Consider the following 18,060-nt stretch of genomic DNA (forward strand, 5'->3'; position numbering starts at 1 on the left):
TAATTATCCTTTTACTGATCCTGCCGTTAGGCCACGAACAAAATATTTTCCTGCGAAGACATACACCAACAGCGTTGGCAGCGCGGCGATGATCGCGGCGGCCATGTCGACGTTATATTCCTTAACGCCAGTGCTGGTATTGACCAAGTTATTTAATGCCACGGTAATCGGCTGAGTATCTGAGCCGGAATAGACCACTCCGAACAAGAAGTCATTCCAAATCGCGGTAAACTGCCAGATCACCGTCACCATGATGATTGGCGTTGAGATCGGTAATAAAATCTTGAAGAAGATGGTAAAGAAACCTGCACCATCGAGTTTTGCCGCCTTGATCAATTCATCAGGAATCGAGATGTAGAAGTTACGGAAAAACAGGGTCGTAAACGCCATGCCGTAGATAACGTGCACAATCACTAAGCCGATGGTTGTGTTCGCTAACCCCACCTTGCCGAGCATGGTTGCCATTGGTAACAACACCACTTGAAATGGGATGAAGCAGCCAAACAACAACAAGCTAAAGAACAGGTTTGAACCTCTGAATTGCCATTTCGTCACGACATAGCCATTGAATGCACCGAGAAATGTTGAAATCGCAACCGCAGGAATCACCATTTGGAAAGAGTTCCAGAAGTAGCCTTTGATGCCTTCACATTTCACACCCGTACAGGCGGTATCCCACGCTTTATACCAAGCATCGAACACCCACTCTTTCGGGAGGCTCATCAGGTTACCCGCTTTGATGTCAGGCAGAGTTTTGAATGACGTCAGCGCCATCACGAACAATGGCATTAGATAAACTAAGCAGAAGAAAAGCAGTGCTGAATAAATAAAGATTCGAGCAAAATTGATGTTATTCATCATGACTTTTTCTCCCTAAGTTCAGAGTAAAGATAAGGCACGAGAATCGCTAAGATACCGGCAAGCATCATCATGGCACTAGCAGCACCAAGGCCGATTTGTCCGCGAGTAAAGGAGTGTGCGTACATAAATAGCGCAGGAAGATCCGATGAATAACCGGGGCCACCTGCCGTCATTGCGGTCACAAGGTCGAAGCTCTTAATCGCAATGTGCGACGTAATGATCACCGCACTGAAAACCACAGGGCGCAAGCAAGGCAGAATGATTTTGAGATAGATGGTCGGTAAGCTTGCCCCATCAATTTGCGCCGCTTTGATGATTGATGAGTCAATGCCGCGCAGGCCTGCTAAGAACATCGCCATTACGAATCCAGAAGACTGCCAAAGTGCTGCTATGACTAAGGTGTAAACCGACATTTCAGAATTGACGAGCCAATCGAATTTGAAGTCAGTAAAGCCCCAATCTTGCATCAGTTTTTCAATGCCAAGGCCTGGATTAAGAATCCATTTCCAAGCGGTACCTGTAACGATGAACGACAACGCCATTGGGTATAAATAGATAGTACGAATCGCACCTTCTTGACGGATATTCTGGTCAAGCAATACGGCTAAACCAACACCAAGCAAGATGGCAATCGCCATGAATAGAAAACCAAACAAACCGAGGTTGGTGATTGAGGTAATCCAGCGATCGTTGTCCATCAGCTTTTCATATTGGGTTAAACCAACGAAGTTAAAGCTCGGCAGAAATCGAGAGTTGGTGAACGACAACGCTGCCGTCCAAAAAATGTAGCCGTAGATACACACCACGGTCACTAACGCGGTGGGCGCCAGTACTATTTTAGGTAACCAATGTTGCAACCTGTCAGCAAAACTTGGTTTCGGTGCAGGCTGGCTCCTTGTGGGTTTTGGAGTCGACTCAGTCAAAACATGCTCCATAACTTATCCTTGTTGCACAATCGAGCCAATGGCTTACCTCTCGGTACCACATCAGCATCACGCATATCAGAATTGGGAGTGAAGAGTAGATAGGCTCCCTACGAGCCTACCCACCCTGGGGGTTCGATAAAGCAACACAACCCGACACTCACGTGCGTTGTGTGTCACTTATCAAGTTTGATTAGATAGCCGCTTTTACTGCTTTTGCTAACTTAGCTGCCGCTTGTTTCGGATCGGCATCTTTCTCATTGAAGAAGTTGGTCACTACGTCATAGATAGCGCCTTGAGCGTAGCTTGTTGTCGCTAGGCCGTGAGCCATACTCGGAACAAGATCGCCAGATTCAGCACTCGCTTTGAAGGTTGCCATTGAATCCAACGCACATTGGTCGAACTTAGACATATCCATATCTAGACGTACAGGGATAGAACCCTTGTTAAGGTTGAAGACCTCTTGGAAATCTTTGGTAAGAATGGTTTTCGCTAGATCTTGCTGCGCTTTTTGGTTCTCTTTGTCGCTTAGCTCAAAGAACGCAAAGCTATCGATATTGAAGGTAAATTGGCCGTCAGTGCCCGGAGCTGGTGCACAGATGTAGTCTTTACCCGGTACTTTGCCTGCCGCAGTAAATTCACCTTTAGCCCAGTCACCCATGATCTGCATCGCGGCTTCGCCATTGATAACCATCGAGGTTGCTACGTTCCAATCACGACCTGGAGAGTTGCTGTCGATGTAGTCACGCATCTTTTTAAACTTGGTGAACACTTCCACCATTTTGTCGCCAGATAACACGTCCATATCAAGTTCTACGAACGCTTTGTTGTAATCTTCACTGCCTAATACATCAAGTGCCACGGCTTCGAATACCGTCGCGTCTTGCCAAGGTTGACCACCGTGAGCCAGTGGAATGAAGCCGGCCGCTTTAATCTTGTCTGCAGCAACAAAGAACTCATCTAATGTAGTTGGAACCGTAACGCCTGATTTTTCTAAAACAACAGGGTTAGCCCAAAGCCAGTTAACACGGTGAACGTTGACAGGAACCGCGACATATTCGCCATCCCACTTCATCACTTTAGTGACGACTTCTGGTAGTAGTTCATCCCATTGTTCTTGTTTAGCAGTCGCATCGAGAGACGTTAGAAAACCTAAACCACCCCACTCCTGAATATCATGACCTTTAATCTGCGCTGCAGAAGGTGGATTGCCCGATACTGCTCGCGTTTTCAAAACAGTCATCGCACTTTCACCGCCGCCACCAGCAACAGCAAAATCTTTCCAAGTATGGCCTTGTTCTTCAATCATCTCTTTCAGTACCGCTGCGGATTTCGCTTCGCCACCGGCAGTCCACCAGTGAAGCACTTCCACTTCACCGGCTTGAGAAAATGTTGAGGCTGCAAGAAGAGATAGAGTAAGTAGGGTTTTATTGATTTTCATTATAATCTTCCATGTTTAGCGGACTCGACGTCCGGTTCAATAAAGAGTCTACTTATTTTGATTTTTAGGATTGAAACAAAAGGTAAGACTTATGTAACACAATTGTTACATTACACTTCTAAGCCTCTTGGTATATAGACTTTGGCTTCTAAGCCACCTTGAGAGGAGTTGCGAATAATGAGATCTCCGCCGTGTCCATGTAGAATGTTTCGACAGATCCCGAGCCCTAAACCGTGTCCTTGGTCGTCCGTAGCCAACCTAAAGTAGGGTTCGAAAACCAACTCTAATTTGTCTTCAGGGATACCTTTGCCATGGTCTTGAATCGTCACAATGGCCCACACAGAATCACTGCTGATATCCATCTCAGCTGATTGTCCATATTTCACAGCATTATCGATAAGATTAGTAAGCACGCGTTTGATCGCTAGCGGTTTGGCAACCAAAGGCTCAATCACTGCAGGTTCAAACTCGACCTGAGTTTGGTATTGATTGTGTAGTTCAATCACAGAGAGCATCATCTCGTTCAGATCGATAATGGCATTATTTTCATGAAGGTCGGTGTCTCTGACCGCTTGTAATGCGCCTTTCACCATCATCTCAAGCTCATCCAAATCCTTGTTGAACTTGTCTTTCTTGACCTCACTTTCCAATAGCTCGGCTCGAAGCCTTAAACGGGTGATTGGCGTCTTCAAGTCATGAGAGATAGCAGAGAATAGGTGTTCTCGGTCAGCAACATAACGACGGATCCGCTGCTGCATGCGGTTAAAGGCTCGGGTTGCCGTGACCAGTTCAGTCGCCCCCTCTTCTTTCAATTGAGGCTGCTGAATATCCATGCTCATTTCATTAGCCGCTCTTGCCAGCTTTTTAAGAGGTCGCACTTGGCGACGAATCATCAAGTAAGTCAACACCAGTAGAATAAGCGTTGAAGAGACCAAGAAGATCACCTGCTCTCTGCCAAGAATCGTATCGTCGAGTTTTACATATGGCGCTGGCAACAATGCGGCAATGTACACCCATTCATGACTGGTTAGCTCTATTTGAACAACCAGAATTGGCGGATTAAGAGGTTCTAACGTTAAGGTGTGGTGCGCCCACGATCGTGGGAGATCGCTTAAGTAGATGTCGTTTTTAAGCAAGCGAAGGTGTTCAGGTCGAGAAAAATCTACCCGCACCGATTCGACTTTATTGAGCTTGCTACTTAAAACACTTTCTATCGCTTCTATCGATGCGGTTTTTAAGCGGGTATCGGGAATCGGTTCAACGATCAAAGCCTCTTTATTGAAAGAAACGAAGAAGCGCGTACCGCCCATATTGCGGATCTGATCTAATACGATATGACGATATTTAACGGGCAGAGACTGAAAGAAAGTCACCGTCGAGGCAAACATGTTCGCCATGCTCGACGACGCAGAACGAATCCCTTCTAGCTCTTTGTGTTTTGATTCGCTATACCATATAGACGTTGCGATGCCCTGAGCTATCACCACGGCTAACAGCGTCAACAATAAGGTTCTTGCGACTAACGAATTTGGTTTCAACCAACTCATCCAGTTCATACGAGATATTTCATCCGGAATACTTCATTGGAAATACTTTATTAGCATTACTTCATTAACAGTAGGTCATGCTTAGTGTTCATACTGAACCGGCACAGCAAGAATGTAGCCATTACCGCGCATAGTTTTGATGTAGTGAGGGTATTTACCACTGTCGCCCAGCCGACTTCTCAGGCGACTAAGCTGCACATCAATGCCTCGCTCAAAAGGCAGCGCTTCGCGACCTCTGGTGGCGAAAGAGATGGTGTCACGGTCGAGAACTTCATTAGGACGAGTTAAGAACAACATCAACAAAGAAAAGTCACTGCCTGACAAGTCCATTTCTTCTGAATTTTCATTGTGAGAAATTCGATGCGCAAGTGTATCGAGCGTCCAATCACCAAAAATAATCTGCTTTGGCAATGCATCACTTGGCTTGTCATCCACCACTTGAACACGGCGTAGTAGTGCTTTGATACGAGCCATTAATTGGCGCGGACTAAATGGCTTCGCAATGTAATCATCGGCACCAATTTCTAAACCAATAATTTGATCGGTTTCATCCGATACCGCTGTCAGCATGATGATTGGCACATTGGATTGCTTTCGAACTCGCTGACACAAAGTAAAACCATCGTCACCGGGGAGCATAACATCGAGCAGAATCAGGTCTGGATAACCTTGGCTTTGCAGGTGGGTTTCTAATTCAACACCGTCTCCAACAGAAGAGACATCGAAACCCGATTTTGTGAGGTACTCTTCCAGCAGCTCGCGGATTTCTTGATCATCATCCACCACGAGAATTCGAGTATTTGTTGGCATCGCCCAAACCTATTAAATTTACAACTTATTCACATAGTGTATAGGCTGGCCGATTATTTGATTATTGACATGTTTGTAAAGTTAGACGAACAAACAGATAAAGATCACATCTTAGTGACCTCTACCTGTACTTAGCGACTCAAAGAATCATAGAAGGTTAAGAGGAACAGCTGATTTCCATGGCTTTGCCCCACTCAGGCGGCAAGGCGGCAAGGTATTCATAGTCTGGGTGTTCTGCATAAGGGTCAGACAGAACCACCATTAATGCTTCAATATCGCTGCTATCACCACGCTCAGCTTTGTCTATCGCAAGCTGAGCTAAGTAGTTTCTGAGGATGTATTTAGGGTTCACCTGTCTCATCTTTTCACAGCGCTCTGCCACTGAACTGTCTTCTAATTCGCAGCGTTGTAAGTAGTTATCCATCCATAGCTTTGCTGCCTCGCGGTCGATAATCAAATCAATCACTTCCTGTGGCGGCAAGGTATCCAAGTTCGACAGCGTTCTAAAGAATCTTGGGTAGTCGACTTTGTTTTGCGACATCAGCTCAAACATAGATTCAAACAAACGACTGTCACCTTCTTGTTTCGAAAGCAGCCCCAACTTACGACGCATCATCTGACTAAAATAACCATTCATTTGTGGTTCGTATTGTTCGAGTGCAGCCTCAAGATCGGCTTTATCCACCAGCGGTGAAAGTGAGTGAGCCAGTGCCGATAGGTTCCACAATCCAATTCTAGGCTGTTGATTGAAAGCATAACGACCTTGGTAATCCGAGTGATTACAGATCAATCTTGGGTCATATTCATCAAGGAACGCGAATGGGCCATAATCGAAAGTTTGCCCGATGATCGACATGTTATCAGTGTTCATCACTCCGTGAGCAAAACCATTCGCTTGCCACAATGCGACCATTTCCGCGGTGCGATCAACAATCTCATTAAACATGGCTGCGTAGGGTTTATCTTCATCGAGGCATTCTGGGAAGTGCCATTCGATGACTTTGTCGGCCAATAATTTATGTTCTGACAACTGATTGGTATAAAACAGGTGTTCAAAGTGACCGAAACGAATATGTGACTCAGCAGCACGCACCAACAATGCGCCCCACTCTTGCTTCTCTCGATATACGGGTGTGTCGCTGGTCATCATCGCCAACGCACGTGTGGTTGGGATATTAAGACCCGCCATCGCTTCGCTACATAGATACTCACGAACCGTTGAGCGAATAACCGCTCGACCATCGCCCATACGTGAATAGGGGGTTTTACCTGCACCTTTAAGGTGTAAGTCGAACGTTTCACCACTTTTCGCGACAACTTGAGCTAATAACAGCCCTCTTCCATCACCTAAATCAGGGTTATAAGATCCAAACTGGTGACCTGCGTATTTCATTGCAACTGGCGAAAACTGCTCAGGTTCAACATTGCCAGATAACGTCTCAAGCAATTCCTCGGAAGCGTTTTTAAATGACGGAAAGCCAAGTTCATTCGCAAGATTATGGTTCCATGCGAGCCATTGGACATTGCTGAGCGGTGTAGGTTGAATTGGGGTATAGAACAGTCGAGGTAATGCGGTAAATCGATTGTTAAATGAAATAGAATCCCAGACAGACATGAGAGGCACACTGTAGATAAAAGATGATTTAAGATTATCACAGTTTGATAACAACTTCAGATCAGGTTATGCAGTGGGTCTATTGAGATAAAAGGGTTAATCAGACAAAGAGACTATTCAGAGAAAAAAGGTTACTGAGAGAAAGGTACTGCTAAGAAGAGGAAAAGCTAAGTGGCTAGACTGATGAGAAGAGCCACATTTACGAGAATAAGAGTTCTGACTTTGAAGACTTTTTAACAAGTGTATTCATAATAAAAACTGAAAATATTGAGCCATAAAACTGACTACATTAGAGCAAGAATACCCACTAGAGAAAGGGTAGAGAAAATCCAAGTGCGACTGATAACGCCGAAATTACTGTGTTGAATCATTTCTTGATGCTGCATATGTCTCTCCTCGAGAACGTGATGGTGTAACACCAATATATCGACTTTATGTCGATATCAGCAAGCACATTAATATTAACCTTTTATGACAACACCAAGAAACTTCTGTAACTATTCAACTATTTGATAAATCAAAAGCTATGCTCGACTGGTCGTCGAAAGCAGTGCACCAGCCCCAATAAAGACACCTCCAGTGACACGATTGAATACCTTGGCTCGGCCTTTAGCAAACAACCAATTTGACGACTTCGCGCCCAAGTAGGCATACACCATTAACCAAGATAATTCCATCACGGCGAAGGTCAAAGCAAACACGGTGAACTGTGGAACCAGAGCGATCGATGGGTCAATAAATTGCGGAAAAAGTGCGGTAAAAAATAGGATAGCTTTGGGATTGCTCGCGCCAACAATAAAGCCACTGAGGTAATGCTGCGCAGCACTTTCTTTAACCGATTTAGAATCGGATTGTTGATTGGATAGGTTGTCATAATCTTGCTGGCTAGAACGTAGTGACTTCCAACCAAGATAAATTAGGTAAGCAGCACCGGTCCATTTAATGACATTAAACACCACCTCAGACGAAGCGATAATCACGCCCAGCCCAGTAAACGATAACGTTAGAATTCCAGTAATCGCAGTTAAGCTACCCAGTGCGGTAAATATCGATAATTTAAAGCCAGATTGCACACCTTTGGTCATGCATAATAAAGAGCTTGGCCCGGGTGAAGCTGTCAAAACCAGCACAGCTAATAAATAATAAATCCATGTATCAAAGCTCATCGCGAATTCTCCTTAACTCACTAAAACGAGTAAACATTGACTATCAATATGTGATAGTTATTCACATTAAGCAACTAAATAATATGAAACCAATCCTCAACGCTAAGTACGATATCCAAAATTTAGGCAATAAAAAACGCCATGCACTGCTGCATGGCGTTTAAATTAATACAGATAGGGTTTCTTTAATAACGAAGGTAACCCGAATCTAATCAAAGAAGCTTTTTCGATACAAAGTTTAGTCTGTGCAAACTTAGTCTATACAAAACTTAGTCTTTGTAGATAGAGAACTCATCTGCGCAAGCCACTAACTGCTCGCGAGTGATCATGAATACGCCATGACCGCCATTCGAGAACTCAATCCAAGTAAATGGAATTTCTGGATATTGGTCCATCATGTGAACCATTGAGTTACCCACTTCACAGATCAAGATACCATCATCAGTTAGGTAATCTGGTGCGTTAGAAAGAATACGGCGAACCAGTTTAAGGCCATCAGTACCCGCTGCTAGGCCAAGTTCCGGCTCATGAGTAAACTCTTCCGGTAGGCTGTTCATATCTTCTTCGTCCACGTAAGGTGGGTTCGATACGATCAGGTTGTATTTCTCTTTTGGTAAATCACGGAAAAGATCTGAACGGATTGGGAACACTTGCTGCTCCATGCCGTGATCTTGAACGTTCTGCTCAGCAACTTGCAATGCGTCAGTAGAGATATCAATCGCGTCTACTTCAGCATCAGGGAATGCATGAGCACAAGCAATAGCAATACAGCCACTACCCGTGCAAAGGTCCATTATGCGCGTTGGCTCTTCAGTTAACCAAGGTTGGAATTGAGCTTCGATCAGCTCACCAATTGGCGAACGAGGCACAAGAACGCGTTCATCAACGAAGAACTCTAGACCACAGAACCAAGCTTTGTTGGTTAGGTAAGCCGTTGGTGTACGATCATTGATACGCTTGATTACGCGCTCAACAATACGTAGACGTTCGCTGCTCGTTAGACGAGAGTTCATCACATGCGAAGGAACATCAATCGGCAGATAAAGAGTAGGTAAAATAAGTTGTACCGCCTCATCCCACGCGTTATCAGTGCCGTGACCATAAAAAAGGCCCGCTGCGTTAAAGCGACTAACAGTCCAACGAATCACATCTTGAAGCGTGTGTAGTTCTGATACCGCTTCTTCTACAAAAATCTTATCCAAAATTGTCTCCGAAAAGCGCTACAATACTGCTAATTACGTTTCTAATTAGAATTCATAACCTGATGAGCAAAAAAGACACCGACTTCGATGACGATTTCGCCCTATTCAACGATGCAGTAAAGGGCGTTAAAAAGTTGCAACAGGATACCATAGTCCAGCAGCCAAAAAGAAATGCCAAGCAAAAAGAAATTACTCGCACGGCAAGACAAGCCAGTGATAGCGAGTTTTATTTCTCGGATGAGTTCATTCCGCATCTTAGCGAAGAAGGTCCAACACGTTATGCGCGTGATGATGTCTCTAAGTATGAACTGAAGCGCTTACGTCGTGGTGTCTACGTACCTGATGTGTATCTTGACATGCACGGTATGACTCAACAAGAAGCGAAACGCGAGTTAGGTGCCATGATTGCGCACTGCGTGAAAGAGAGCGTGGCGTGTGCCTGTGTTCAGCACGGTATCGGTAAACACATCCTTAAACAGAAGGTGCCTTTGTGGTTAGCGCAGCACCCAGATGTAATGGCTTTTCACCAAGCACCATTAGAGTTTGGCGGCAACGGCGCGCTGCTGGTTTTACTTTCCATTCCCGATAAATAACCTCTAGTTTGCTGTTTATTCAACAAAAGTTAACTAGCCAGTTATTGATTCGTACAAACAGCGTTTCAGAAATGACAAAGGGCATCTCAATTGCATTGAGGTGCCCTTTTTATTTGTCTTCAACTTTGTCTTTTTTTTTGTAAAAAAAGAGCCCAACGAGCTTTGTCTAGTCTATGGATTAATATTCCAAAGTAACTCGCCCTTTTGTGTCTCAAGGTCGAATTCGATACAAGCTAATCCAGAAGTCGGAAACATTGGTGGTGCCATGCCTGTCGCGAACTCAGCGGTTAAGTAGCCAACTAGAGGTAAATGAGAAACAAACAAAATGGTCTCTAGTTTTTCTACTTCAGCCATCGCTAAAGTCAAATCAAACACGTCGTCAGACATTCCATAAGGCGTAATATCATCACAGGTTTCTACTTTCTTTCCGGAAAACGCCTGAGATATTTCTAACCACGTTTCTTGTGCCCTTAAATATGGGCTCACAAGCACTTTATCGAATTGACTAATCCCCTGCTCATTTGCAGCTTGAGCCACTGCAAGAGATGCCATTTTCCCGCGCTTGGTTAACGCTCGTTCTGCATCCGAGTCCGCAAAATGTTCTGCTTCACCGTGGCGCATTATGAATATTTTCATGTTCAGTCCTGTCTACGTAACATTTCGAAAGTCGATATATCCCATATCAGCGATACGCTACTTAGCGTTTGGCTCTCAAACTAGAGAAGCCGCAGTCTATATAAATAATTATATCAAGTCACTTGCTAAAGAGTTCGACTTTCTTAACAATCTTATTAAAAGAAAATAAATCACTGATAAAAATCGATAAAAATGATTTAGAAGTCGCCAAAAAGCTCTTCATATCCCAAAATGTGATCGCAAGGTTTGCACCTCAAATCATCGCGTACATAATTTAAAAACCACCTTCTCTGGAGATGCTTCTGTGCATTTAAGCCCTAATGATGAACATCAATACCGTTACGTAACCTTGGATAACGGATTGCGAGTACTGTTAGTTCACGATCAGAACGCTCAAAAAGCTGCAGCCGCACTCGCCGTTAATGTCGGGCATTTTGATGACCCTACCGACCGAGAGGGTTTAGCGCACTACTTAGAGCATATGCTATTTTTGGGAACTGAAAAGTATCCAAAGGTCGGAGAGTTCCAAAGTTTTATCAGCCAACATGGCGGTAGCAACAATGCTTGGACCGGAACCGAACACACCTGCTTCTTTTTTGACGTTGAATTGAATGCCTTTGAAACCGCACTCGATCGCTTCAGCCAATTTTTCACAGCACCACTTTTTAACGAAGAAGCACTAGATAAAGAACGCCAAGCCGTTGATTCCGAATACAAGATGAAACTCAACGACGACTCGCGACGCTTGTACCAAGTTACCAAAGAACTGGTGAATCACAATCACCCATTCTCGAAGTTTTCTGTCGGTAATATCGAGACGTTAGGTGACAGAAACGGTGACACGATTCGCCAAGAGATCTTATCGTTCCACCAGCAACAATATTCAGCCGACCTGATGACACTGACGTTATCTGGAAACCAATCGCTTGATGATATGCAGAATTGGGTTGAGGAGCGCTTCAGTTCTATTACCAACCATCATCTACAAGGCAAGAAGGTTGCAGTTCCGATTGTTGGCGAGTTAAGCACTGGCGTACAAGTACACGTTAAACCGATAAAAGAAGTGCGCAAACTTATCTTAACCTTCCCAATGCCAAGCATGGACGAGCACTATGGTGTTAAGCCATTATCATTCTTTGCACACCTTATCGGTTACGAAGGCGAAGGCAGTTTGATGATGCAGCTGAAAGAGAAAGGTTGGATTACTTCCCTCTCGGCAGGTGGCGGCGCAAGTGGCAGTAACTATCGTGATTTCACGATCAGTTGCTCAATGACCATCGAAGGCTTAACCAAAACCGATAACGTCGTTCAAGCAATATTTCAGTACATCAAACTCATTGAACAACAAGGCATCGAAGAGTGGCGTTATCTTGAAAAGCGCGCCGTTTTAGAGTCCGCTTTCCGCTTTCAAGAGCCCTCCAGACCGCTCGATGTCGTCAGTCATCTTGTTATCAACATGCAGCACTATCAAGAGCAGGACGTAGTGTATGGCGATTATAAGATGTCGCACTTTGACGAAGAATTACAACGCTCTTTGCTTCCCTACTTATCTGTCGACAACATGCGGGTCACCATCGTAGCTCAAGGCTTCGAGTATGATAGAGAAGCGAAGTGGTACTTTACGCCCTACTCCGTCACACCTTTTAGCCCAGAGCAGACCCAGTGCTTTACGTGCATCAACCCCGGCTGGATGTTTGAGCTGCCAAGTAAAAACCCATTTATTTGCTACGACTTAGACCCTGCTGAACTCGAAGGTGATGCTAAGCACCCACAACTGTTAGAAGAACTGGATGGCTTTAAGTTATGGCACCTCCAAGACCATCAATTTCGAGTACCTAAAGGTGTGGTGTATATCGCTATCGACAGCCCACATTCAGTCGCCACCCCGAGAAACATCGTTAAAACACGCTTGTGTGTAGAGATGTTCTTGGACTCGCTTGAAAAAGATACGTATCAGGCTGAGATTGCGGGTATGGGCTACAACATGTATACCCATCAGGGCGGTGTAACACTCACGCTTTCGGGGTTCAGCGAAAAGCAACCACAGCTGCTCAATATGATCCTTGAGCGCTTCCAAGCACGCGACTTTAGTCCAACACGCTTTGAAACTATTAAGCACCAATTGCTCAGAAACTGGAATAATGCGTCGCAAGATCGTCCTATTTCGCAACTGTTTAATGCGATGACCGGAATACTTCAGCCAAACAACCCGCCCTATTCCGTTTTAATTGAAGCATTGGAAACGATTGAGGTCGATGAACTCTCTTCTTTTGTTCAAGCGATTTTGGCAGAACTGCATGTCGAAATGTTTGTGTATGGTGATTGGAAAAAAGCCGATGCACACAAGATGGCTGAAACGCTAAAAGATGCATTACGTGTTCAAGACCAAGCTTACGAAGAGTCACTACGCCCGTTAATCATGTTGGGTGAAAACGGTAGCTTCCAACGCGAAGTCGTATGTAATCAAGATGATTCAGCCATCGTGGTTTACTACCAGTGTGCTGATATTTCACCTAAAAATATTGCGCTGTATTCATTGGCCAACCATTTGATGTCAGCCACCTTCTTCCATGAGATTCGTACCAAGCAGCAGCTAGGCTATATGGTCGGCACTGGCAATATGCCGTTGAACCGACACCCAGGTATTGTGTTGTATGTGCAATCACCGAATGCTGCCCCGGCAGACTTATTAGCCTCTATAGATGAGTTCCTCAATGCCTTTTACATGGTGCTGCTGGAGCTTAACGACTATCAATGGCATAGCAGTAAACGCGGCCTCTGGAATCAGATTTCAACGCCAGATACCACCTTGCGCGGTCGCGCTCAACGTTTATGGGTTGCGATAGGCAATAAGGACTTGGAATTCAATCAGAGAGAACGAGTCTTGGAAGACCTCAAAGGTCTGACACGCTCAGACATGATGCGTTTTGTTGTCAGCCAACTTAAACCTCGCACGGCAAATCGTCTGATTATGCATGCCCATGGTAATGCTCATAATGAGGAACAGAAGTTGTCGGCAGGTGTGGAGATTGGCTCAATTGATGAGTTTCAGTTACGCCCTAAAGACTGTGAGCTTGGCTGATAAAACTGGGTTGAAATTCATAAGGTTGATGTGAAAGCATCAACCTTTTTTCTTGGATGAAGCACAAAATCAGATCTCCGATTACGCTCCTTCGTCGCTTTAGGAGATGACGGTAGTTTCGATTGCAATGCATTAGCCACAATCCCCCTATTAACACTAATAGCTTACTTTCAACCTCTCTTTCATCATTCCCAAGAGGGAGGAACGACCGAGTTGGGAATCTCCCGACACACCGATAATATCTGGCAGAACACATCCCTCTCCTCGTCATTCCCGAGAAGGAGGAACGACTGAGTCGGGAATCTCCTTCCTTTCGCACACTCAAAAAAATAAAAAAAGCCCGCATCAATTGCTTGATACGGGCTTGATAATCAATGTGCTAGAACGTTACTTGTAGAGAGAGTTACTTATAAAAAGACTCATCCAAACCAGCACGTGTCAGTAGGCCATCGCATGGCGCAAAACGATCACCGTACTTCTTAGCGAAGTCGTTCATCATTTCGACCAATGACTTAATACCCATTTGATCCATGTATCGGAACGGACCTCCTAAGAATGGAGGGAAACCGATACCGAAAATAGCACCAATATCGCCATCACGTGGGCTGCGGATAATACCGTCATCCAAACAACGAACCGCTTCGTTTAGCATAGGTAACACACAGCGCATCGCGATATCGTTATCGCTCAACTTAGGATCTGGTTGCAGCTTAAGCAGCTTGTAAACTGACTTATCGACTTCTTTCTTCTTACCTTTGTAAGTGTAGAAACCTTTGCCACTCTTACGGCCTTTACGGTTGTCATTCAAAAGAATATCGAACACATCAGGGCCTTGGAAACGATCGCCAAGCTCATTCACTAAAATTGGAATAATCTTCGCGCCGATATCAACACCCACCTCATCTAATAAGGTGATAGGGCCAACCGGGAAGCCGAAGTCCAATAACGTGCTATCGAGCTTTTCAATCGGCTCATTTGCCAATAATAAGTGCGCGGCTTCATTCATGTACGGAGCAAGAATACGGTTCACGTAGAAACCCGCCGTGTCTTTAACAACAATTGGCGTTTTGCCTTGCTTCTTCGCTAATGCAACAACTGTCGAAATCGTCTCTTCTGACGTTGTTTCATGAGGAATAACTTCAACCAATGGCATTTTATCTGCTGGGCTGAAGTAGTGAAGACCGACAACGTTTTCTGGTCGCTGTGCCTTCTCTGCAATCTTGTGGATTGGCAATGAAGAAGTGTTGGTCGCAAAAATAGTCTCAGGTTTCGCATTCGCCTCAATGTCGGCAATCATCGATTGCTTAAGATCGAGGTCTTCAAATACCGCTTCAATCACCACATCGGTGTGATTAAAGCTCGTAAAGTCGATACCACCAGAAAGCTGCAGCATTTTGCTTTCAAGTTCAGCTTTACTCAAAATGCGACGTTTACGCTGCTTGTCGAACAACTTAAAGTTGTAGTTAAGTGCGTTCAACACGCCTTCATTGGATACGTCTTTAATACGAACCGGTACTTTAGCTTTAGCAACGCTAACATGGCTAATACCCGCCCCCATTAAACCGCCACCCAATACACCAACACGCTTAACGGCTTTAGGTTCTGCGTCTGCACCGTGTTCTTTTTTCATTTCAGTGGTTGCGAAGAAAATAGAGCGGAGAGCTTTAGATTCTGCGGTCATCACCAATTCAGAGAAGCGCTTCGCTTCATACTGAAGGCCTTTATCAAAACCATTCTCTAGGCCATAGCGAATTACATCTAGAATCGCATCTGCTGCTGGGTAATTGCCGCGTGTTTTCTGGTTAGTTTTCTTAGAAGCTTGTTCGAAAATTACTTTACGACCAAGGCCATTACGTGAAATCAGCTTTTCTTTAGTTGAAGCCTGATTTTGAGACGCCAGACGTTTGCCTTTTTTGCTACCAGCATTCTTTTCAACAAAGCTTTTAGCCACTTCGAGCAAGATAGTTTCCGGAACACAAGCATCGACTACACCTAAAGATTTCGCTTTCTTAGCGCGCAGTTGCTTACCCGTAAGAATAAGGTCAAGAGAAGGCAGCAAACCGATAAGGCGAGGTAAACGCTGTGTACCACCAGAGCCAGGCAACAAACCTAATTGAACTTCTGGCAAACCAAGACGAGTCTTATCTGAGTCGGTACATACGCGGTAATCACATGCCAGAGCTAACTCTAAACCGCCACCTAAACATGGACCGTGAATCGCTGCGACTACTGGGTACGGAAGATCTGAGAGTGTTTGGAACATCTCCTGTCCTTGACGAGCCAAAGATTGTGCTTCGTCAGCGGTTTTACACGCATCAAGCATTCGCACATCAGCACCAGCGATAAAGTTATCTGGTTTCAGTGAGTGAACGATCAAGCCTTTTACGCGGCTTTGCTTTTCCTTCAACTGCTCGAAGATGGCTTTCATTTCTTCGGCAAACGCCGCTTGTAGCGTGTTCATTTTTTCGTTTGGCACATCGATCGCAAGCCATGCAATATCTTGGTCATCGATAGTTAAAGAAAATGCGGTCGCCTGTTTTACGGCTTCATCGTTTGTAACTGTCTTGTCACTTTTGGATGCAGCCACTGGAGTTGAATCCGTTTTTTTGACTGCTTTCTTTTCTTTTTTCACATCAAGAGTCGTAGACATTATTCCACCTCCAAGATCATTGCTGCACCTAAGCCACCAGCCGCACAAGCTGTATTCAGTGCTAAGCCGCCGCCGCGACGTTTCAGTTCACGTAGTGTTTGGGTCATCATGCGTGCGCCAGTCGCTGCAAACGGGTGTCCGTAAGCAATTGAGCTACCTAGAACGTTGAACTTCTCCATATCAATCTCGCCAAGCGCTTTTTCACGGCCAAGATTTTTCTGAGCAAATTCATCGCTTGCAAACATTTTAACGTTAGCCAGAACTTGGGCTGCAAATGCTTCGTGCATCTCGATAAGCGTTAGATCTGATAATTCTAGACCGGTATTCTTCAATACTTGAGAGGTCGCGTAAGTCGGCCCCATCAACATATCCGTTTCAACACCAATCGCTGAGAATGCATAGCCACGAATATAGCCAAGCACTTCTAAGCCTAGCTCTTTAGCTTTACCTTCGCGCATCAACATCACCGCAGCGCCGCCATCGGTAAGAGGCGTGGCATTGGCTGCCGTTACACTGCCGTACTTTCTATCAAATGCTGGACGTAATTTAGCGTAGCCTTCAACCGTTGAGTCGTGGCGAATATTGTTGTCTTCCGCTAAATACTTTTTATAAGGTGCTGGGAATGCCGTCATCACTTCATCTTTGATTTTCCCCTCTTTCCAAGCTTTAGAAGCCAGAGAGTGAGATCGATGAGCGAGCGCATCTTGTTCTAGACGAGTGATACCATGAGTTTTTGCCATCTGCTCTGCGGTTTGACCCATTGAAAGGCCTGTAGAATATTCAGCAACAGCAGGTGGCACAGGCATAAGATCTTTAACGGATAACGTTTTTAATATCTTGAGCTTTTGGCCCAACGTTTTCGTTTTACTCAATGCCAATAAATTTGCAGCCAATTTTTTGGAAACACCGATAGGCAATACAGAAGAAGAATCCGCCCCACCAGCAATACCAACATCAATCGTGCCAGCCATAATACTCTCGGCCACGTTAACCGCCGCTTGAAAGCTAGTTGCACAAGCTCGTGTCACGCTGTACGCATCGGTATTAATATCCATACCAGTACCAAGCACAATTTCACGTGCAATGTTTGGCGCTTCTGGCATCTGTACTACTTGACCGAACACCACTTGTTCAATAAGCGCAGGATCGATATCTGTTCGCGCAAGCATTTCACTCACGACCATTTTTCCTAGGTCAACCGCAGGCACTTGACTAAATTCAGTGCTCTGACGAGCGAATGGGGTTCGTAATCCAGCGACAACGGCAACACGTTCTCCAGAACGGGTTTTGACTTCCTGTTTGCCCATGGTTTCTCCTTAATGTTAAGAGGTCTGACCTGAAGCATTGTAAAGAAGTTGTTAATAAAATCAAACGAGCGTTTAAATAAACGTGATACGAGTATCTCACTGTTTGAAAATTTAACTGCACCTTCAGGCGAACCTTTTGGGGGGAAAGGTTGTCCTAAGAGACTAAACTATTATGTGTAGGCGCTGTTATTGCAGTGTGTGAGGATTGTTTTCTTGAGGCAAAAAAA

Annotated in this window: 13 protein-coding genes; 2 read left to right on the top strand and 11 right to left on the bottom strand. The window is 44.8% G+C overall.

Going from position 1 to position 18,060, the window contains the following annotated elements; translation table 11 throughout:
* Positions 1-3: 3 nt before the first annotated feature.
* The 8 genes from L3V35_RS10705 to prmB form a co-directional block, all read right to left on the bottom strand.
* Positions 4-861, bottom strand: coding sequence for a carbohydrate ABC transporter permease (locus tag L3V35_RS10705; RefSeq protein ID WP_237299639.1), 858 nt, complete (start codon positions 859-861; stop codon positions 4-6).
* Positions 858-1,796, bottom strand: a complete 939-nt coding sequence (locus tag L3V35_RS10710) for a sugar ABC transporter permease (RefSeq protein ID WP_102340193.1) — start codon at positions 1,794-1,796, stop codon at positions 858-860. Before L3V35_RS10710 ends, L3V35_RS10705 begins: the two co-directional genes overlap by 4 nt.
* A gap of 181 nt (positions 1,797-1,977) precedes the next feature.
* Positions 1,978-3,225 (bottom strand): ABC transporter substrate-binding protein, encoded by a 1,248-nt coding sequence (locus L3V35_RS10715; RefSeq protein ID WP_054548180.1) that lies wholly within the window; start codon positions 3,223-3,225, stop codon positions 1,978-1,980.
* 110 nt (positions 3,226-3,335) lie between these two features.
* Positions 3,336-4,781 (bottom strand): ATP-binding protein, encoded by a 1,446-nt coding sequence (locus L3V35_RS10720; RefSeq protein WP_237299641.1) that lies wholly within the window; start codon positions 4,779-4,781, stop codon positions 3,336-3,338.
* A 72-nt stretch (positions 4,782-4,853) separates the two neighbouring features.
* The gene (locus tag L3V35_RS10725) at positions 4,854-5,582 is read right to left on the bottom strand and encodes a response regulator transcription factor (RefSeq protein ID WP_017076788.1); all 729 of its coding nucleotides are present in this window, start codon (positions 5,580-5,582) and stop codon (positions 4,854-4,856) included.
* Positions 5,583-5,739: 157 nt separating this feature from the next.
* Positions 5,740-7,197, bottom strand: coding sequence for a protein adenylyltransferase SelO (locus tag L3V35_RS10730; RefSeq protein ID WP_237299643.1), 1,458 nt, complete (start codon positions 7,195-7,197; stop codon positions 5,740-5,742).
* 524 nt (positions 7,198-7,721) lie between these two features.
* The gene (locus tag L3V35_RS10735) at positions 7,722-8,363 is read right to left on the bottom strand and encodes a LysE family translocator (protein ID WP_102515597.1); all 642 of its coding nucleotides are present in this window, start codon (positions 8,361-8,363) and stop codon (positions 7,722-7,724) included.
* A gap of 269 nt (positions 8,364-8,632) precedes the next feature.
* On the bottom strand, positions 8,633-9,565 hold the full coding sequence (gene prmB, locus L3V35_RS10740) for a 50S ribosomal protein L3 N(5)-glutamine methyltransferase (RefSeq protein WP_054548177.1): 933 nt from the start codon (positions 9,563-9,565) through the stop codon (positions 8,633-8,635).
* A gap of 62 nt (positions 9,566-9,627) precedes the next feature.
* Here prmB and smrB point away from each other — a divergent pair, with 62 nt between their 5' ends.
* A complete protein-coding gene (gene smrB / locus L3V35_RS10745) occupies positions 9,628-10,158 on the top strand; it encodes an endonuclease SmrB (protein ID WP_237299645.1) in 531 nt (176 codons plus the stop codon).
* A 171-nt stretch (positions 10,159-10,329) separates the two neighbouring features.
* Here the strand turns inward: smrB and sixA are convergent, their stop codons facing one another.
* Positions 10,330-10,794: a phosphohistidine phosphatase SixA gene (sixA, locus tag L3V35_RS10750; protein WP_054548175.1), complete on the bottom strand. Its 465-nt coding sequence runs from the start codon at positions 10,792-10,794 to the stop codon at positions 10,330-10,332.
* Between the two features lie 304 nt (positions 10,795-11,098).
* On the opposite strand from sixA, the gene L3V35_RS10755 reads away from it, so the two are divergent.
* A complete protein-coding gene (locus tag L3V35_RS10755) occupies positions 11,099-13,876 on the top strand; it encodes an insulinase family protein (RefSeq protein WP_054548174.1) in 2,778 nt (925 codons plus the stop codon).
* 403 nt (positions 13,877-14,279) lie between these two features.
* Here L3V35_RS10755 and fadJ read toward each other — a convergent pair whose 3' ends face one another.
* Both fadJ and fadI read right to left on the bottom strand, forming a co-directional pair.
* Positions 14,280-16,526, bottom strand: coding sequence for a fatty acid oxidation complex subunit alpha FadJ (gene fadJ / locus L3V35_RS10760; protein WP_237299646.1), 2,247 nt, complete (start codon positions 16,524-16,526; stop codon positions 14,280-14,282).
* Positions 16,526-17,833: an acetyl-CoA C-acyltransferase FadI gene (gene fadI / locus L3V35_RS10765; protein ID WP_017073609.1), complete on the bottom strand. Its 1,308-nt coding sequence runs from the start codon at positions 17,831-17,833 to the stop codon at positions 16,526-16,528. Before fadI ends, fadJ begins: the two co-directional genes overlap by 1 nt.
* Between the last annotated feature and the right edge of the window lie 227 nt (positions 17,834-18,060).

The organism is Vibrio sp. L5-1, from assembly GCF_021728315.1.
GTDB lineage: Bacteria > Pseudomonadota > Gammaproteobacteria > Enterobacterales > Vibrionaceae > Vibrio > Vibrio splendidus_K.

What these genes read in the sequence shown, in the direction of transcription:
- L3V35_RS10715 (WP_054548180.1), bottom strand. Translation starts at nt 3,225, where the DNA reads ATGAAAATCAATAAAACCCTACTTACTCTATCTCTTCTTGCAGCCTCA.
- fadJ (WP_237299646.1), bottom strand. Translation starts at nt 16,526, where the DNA reads ATGTCTACGACTCTTGATGTGAAAAAAGAAAAGAAAGCAGTCAAAAAA.
- L3V35_RS10735 (WP_102515597.1), bottom strand. Translation starts at nt 8,363, where the DNA reads ATGAGCTTTGATACATGGATTTATTATTTATTAGCTGTGCTGGTTTTG.
- L3V35_RS10730 (WP_237299643.1), bottom strand. Translation starts at nt 7,197, where the DNA reads ATGTCTGTCTGGGATTCTATTTCATTTAACAATCGATTTACCGCATTA.
- L3V35_RS10720 (WP_237299641.1), bottom strand. Translation starts at nt 4,781, where the DNA reads ATGAACTGGATGAGTTGGTTGAAACCAAATTCGTTAGTCGCAAGAACC.
- L3V35_RS10710 (WP_102340193.1), bottom strand. Translation starts at nt 1,796, where the DNA reads ATGGAGCATGTTTTGACTGAGTCGACTCCAAAACCCACAAGGAGCCAG.
- L3V35_RS10705 (WP_237299639.1), bottom strand. Translation starts at nt 861, where the DNA reads ATGATGAATAACATCAATTTTGCTCGAATCTTTATTTATTCAGCACTG.
- L3V35_RS10725 (WP_017076788.1), bottom strand. Translation starts at nt 5,582, where the DNA reads ATGCCAACAAATACTCGAATTCTCGTGGTGGATGATGATCAAGAAATC.
- fadI (WP_017073609.1), bottom strand. Translation starts at nt 17,833, where the DNA reads ATGGGCAAACAGGAAGTCAAAACCCGTTCTGGAGAACGTGTTGCCGTT.
- sixA (WP_054548175.1), bottom strand. Translation starts at nt 10,794, where the DNA reads ATGAAAATATTCATAATGCGCCACGGTGAAGCAGAACATTTTGCGGAC.
- smrB (WP_237299645.1), top strand. Translation starts at nt 9,628, where the DNA reads ATGAGCAAAAAAGACACCGACTTCGATGACGATTTCGCCCTATTCAAC.